At 44.7% G+C, this 284-nt stretch carries 1 protein-coding gene; it reads left to right on the forward strand.

Features of this window, described 5'->3' with window-relative positions; all coding sequences use genetic code 11:
• Nucleotides 1–10: 10 nt before the first annotated feature.
• The coding region (locus tag P0G09_RS20735; protein WP_117930561.1) for an AAA family ATPase at nt 11–284 on the forward strand (274 nt) is incomplete at its 3' end.

A 284-nucleotide genomic window follows, 5' to 3' on the forward strand; every position in this document is an offset into this window, starting at 1 on the left:
GGAGTGCTGTATGAACGATTTGTTTATCCAAGGGCTGACCATCGACTGGAACAGAGTTCGCCCATACAATTATGTTCGTCAGATTCCTGCCATCAGTGGAATCGACACTTTTACATTCCATAAGCCCATTACGTTCTTTGTTGGCGAAAATGGAAGTGGAAAATCTACGCTTCTGGAAGCAATCGCTGTTGCTTACGGCTTCAACGCAGAGGGTGGAACGAAGAACTATTCATTTTCCACATACAACTCCCATTCGGAACTATGTGAGGCTATGACGATTTCCA

The sequence above is a fragment of the Faecalibacterium sp. DFI.5.82 genome (assembly GCF_029076575.1).
Classification (GTDB): domain Bacteria; phylum Bacillota; class Clostridia; order Oscillospirales; family Ruminococcaceae; genus Faecalibacterium; species Faecalibacterium duncaniae.